The following is a 3,342-nucleotide window of genomic DNA, read 5'->3' on the forward strand; positions in this document are numbered from 1 at the left end:
CCTGAAGGGTGGGGGCCATGTCCTGGCGGAATTCGGCGCGCCCGATCAGGGCCAGGTCGTTGGCCTGGGCGGCAGGAATGCCGAAGGCGTGGCGCAGCCACGCCTCCAGGCTCTTCTGCCCGCCCTGCTCCAACAACTGCCCGGTGGCCTCCAGCTGCGCCAGCCGGGCGGCCATACTGACTTTGATCTGGTCGAGGTGTTCCCACACCCGGGTGGCCTGGTCCAGCACCTCACCCGCCGCCCCAGGGGCACGTCCCGGTTAAAGAAGGCGGTGGTCTCGTCCCGGGCAGCGGCCACCGCGGTATCCACCGGGGTGTGCCCGGTGGTGGTGGGTGCTTCAGGAGAGATCACCATTCTTCCATTGTAAGAGAAAAGGCCGGAGAATGGAAGACTTCCGCTGGCCCGAACTGAATTCATGACTTTCTCCAGGGGTGCCCCCTGGCTTTCTTCTAGCCCCCAATTCAGGCCACCTGGTGTGGTGTTTATGCCCACCTGGAATTCCAGGTTTCTGGGTTCTTTTTCGCCTCGCGCATTGACCGGCCGCGACACCCGTAGCCGTCAACGCTCCGGCGCAGGGGCAGGCACCGGCCGAAGGCCGCCGTGGTCCGCCACACACCATGACCGGCCGCGACACCGCCAGGCGTCACCGCTCCGGCGGAGTGGCAGCTGACGGCCGCCAGGCCGTGCTTGTGCCGTAGGGGCCCTCCGGGCCCCGAAGGGGCCATCGCCTCCCCGACCACACGTCCCCCGTTTCCTGATAGCCGCCGACCCGCCGTCGCAGCGAAGCGGGTCAAGGTGGAGCGCCACTGACGCGCGAAGCGCTCGATGGCGACGACCTTGACGCGCGCAGCGGAGACGGCCACCATCAAGCGGCAGGAAACGGGGAAACCACCCGCACCAGCAGCAAACCCCGCCCACCGGTGACGCCCCTACAGATCCGCCCACCCCACTTCCGCTATCGCCTCTAGGCACCGATTCACAGGTGCCAACCTTCCGAAGGCAACATCAGGAGGTCGAGGCCGGGGCCACCGAATTCACGAGGACCCCGCCCAGGGCACCGTGGGCGCGCTTGGTGGCCGAGCGCAGGGCACCGACGTCGATCTTGGTGTACGAGGACCCCAGGTGGTCGTCCCACGGAATCCGCACGATCGCACGGCAGCGGCCGCGGGCCACGCGTTCGGCGGCGTCCACGTCCGGCAGGCTGCGCTTGCTCACACCGTTGACGACCAGGACCGAGTTGGCCCTGAGGTTGCTGTAACCGTTGCCGTCGAGCCACTCGAAGGTCATCGAGACCGCGCGCTCGGCGTCCGCGCTGGCCGGAGCGACCAGGATCAGCCCGTCAGCGACCGGTAGCGCCCGGGCCACACCGGTGGCGGCCGGGTCCAGCAGGGTGACCCCGTAGAACCCGCCGAGCAGGTTCGAGAGCTGCCCGTAGTCGCGGTCGTCCAAGGTCTGCACGTAGGGGTCGTCGAGTGTCTGTACGACCTCCAGACCGGTACCGGCGCGGCCCGCGTAGGCGCGCATCCGCTCGTACTCGTCCACGGAGTCCGCGTTGGCCAGCAGGGCCGTGAGGGTTTCCGGGGCCTGGGCGCCGATCCGGCGGGACAGCCCGTTCGGCCCGGGGTTGACGTCGACGGCCACCACCCGGTCGTCACGGTGCGCGGCGAGGGTGTGCCCGATCATCAGGGCGGTCACCGTCTGCCCGGCGCCGCCCGTGCAGCCGAGGACGACCAGGGAGCGCGGTTCGGCGAGCGGGGAGCGCAACCGTTCGATGTCGCTGGCGGGCAGGTCGGAGCGGACCGGGGCCGCTCCCCCGGTCACGACCTTGGCCAGGCGGCGCCAGCCGCGGGTACCGCCGGACTCCGCAGCGGGTTCGGCGGTCTTGGCCGGCGGGGGTTCGGGACGCTGCGCGGGGACCCCGCTGGGGGTGTCGCCCAGGCGGTCCTGCTCGCCCGTGCCGTGATCCAGCTCCAGGTCCGGCTTGGCGGGCTCCTCCTGTGCGGACTCTTCACGGGCCTGGGCGTACCCGGTATGTCCGGTGTCGGCCGCGGGTTCGGAAGCCGACGGGGCGCCGTGCCCGGCCGCCGCGCCGGTTTCGGGCTCGGAGCGCTTGGGCGGGTCCGGTTCCTCACCCGGTGCGGTCTGTCCGAAGAGCTGGCCGATTCGCCGGGCGTTCTGCGCGACCCGGTGGAAGACCCCGTCATGGGGGTCGTGCCCGACCGCGCCCTCGGTACCCGGCTCGCTCGGTGCCTCCGAGGCAGGGGCGGGCTCCCGGCGCCGGGAGCGCAGGGCCGCCTCCTCGGCTTCGGCCAGCTCCGACTCTGTGGGACGGCGGGCCGGTTCGGGCTCGGTTTTGGCTTCGGGCCTGGCTTCGGGCCTGGCTTCGGGTTTGCGCTCGGGTTCGGGCTCGGCCTTCGGCTCCTTGCGGACCTCGACGAAGCTCACGAGCTCGCCGGTTCCGTGGTCCAGCTGGGTGGACGGTTTGGGGTCGTTGGCCGCTTCGGCAGCCTCATCCGCGGCACGCCGCTCAGCCGCCGCGGCCTCCTCCTCTGCCGCCCGTTCCCGGGCCTCCTGCTCGCGGGCCTCCTGCTCGCGGGCCTCCTGCTCGCGGGCCTGCGCGGCGGCGCGGCGCTCCTCGCGGATCTCGCTGACCGCGATGACAGGGTTGTCGCGGTCACCGACCCTGGGCTGGTCCGGGTGGTGGCGCTTGCCGTCGTCGAACCACTCGGACGGATCCCGGTTCTCGCTGTCCCGCTCCTTGGAGGGCACGGCGTCGGCGAACTTGGGGCGCGGCGGGGCCGGGGTGTCGGCCTTGATCAGGTGCTGGTCGAGCACGGACATGTGCTCGGTCCACTCCGGGCCGCGCTCACCGGTGTCTTCCTCCCCGGGCTCCACCGGCATGGCCGCCTGCTCGCCGGTGCCGTGGTCCAGCTCCAGCGGCGGCTTGGCCTGCGGCGCCGAACGGGCGGCGTGCGAGGTCTGCGGGCCCGCCTCGGAACGGCCGATGTGATCGGCACCGCCGACCTCGCCGGGCGCACTGTCGGCCCGGGACTCCTGTTCAGCCGCGGCGGCCCTGCCCTCGGGGCCGGTCGTCTCCTCTGGTCCTGCCTTCTCCTCGGCGCCCTGCCCTTCCGGGTCGGCGGAGGCCGGAGGCAGCCACGGGGCGGCCGAGACGTTCTTGGCCGCGGCAGGCCTGCCCGTGGCGGCCGCGTAGCGGGCGGCGTAGTCGGACAGGTCCGGGTAGTCGCCCCGGCCCTTGGCCGGCCGCTCACCTTCCGCGCCGATCGCCCACGGGGCGGCGTGCGGCCGGCCCTTGCGGCGCGGCTCGGGCCGGTCCTTCGG

1 protein-coding gene and 1 pseudogene are annotated in these 3,342 nt (G+C 72.4%); both read right to left on the reverse strand.

Features of this window, described 5'->3' with window-relative positions:
• Positions 1-229 (reverse strand): annotated as a pseudogene (locus tag ACYVD1_RS34475) (HNH endonuclease); the annotation flags it as partial.
• A 776-nt stretch (positions 230-1,005) separates the two neighbouring features.
• Positions 1,006-3,342: MinD/ParA family ATP-binding protein (locus ACYVD1_RS34480; protein WP_460778676.1), on the reverse strand; the 2,337-nt coding region annotated here is incomplete at its 5' end.

The organism is Nocardiopsis nanhaiensis, assembly GCF_054778635.1.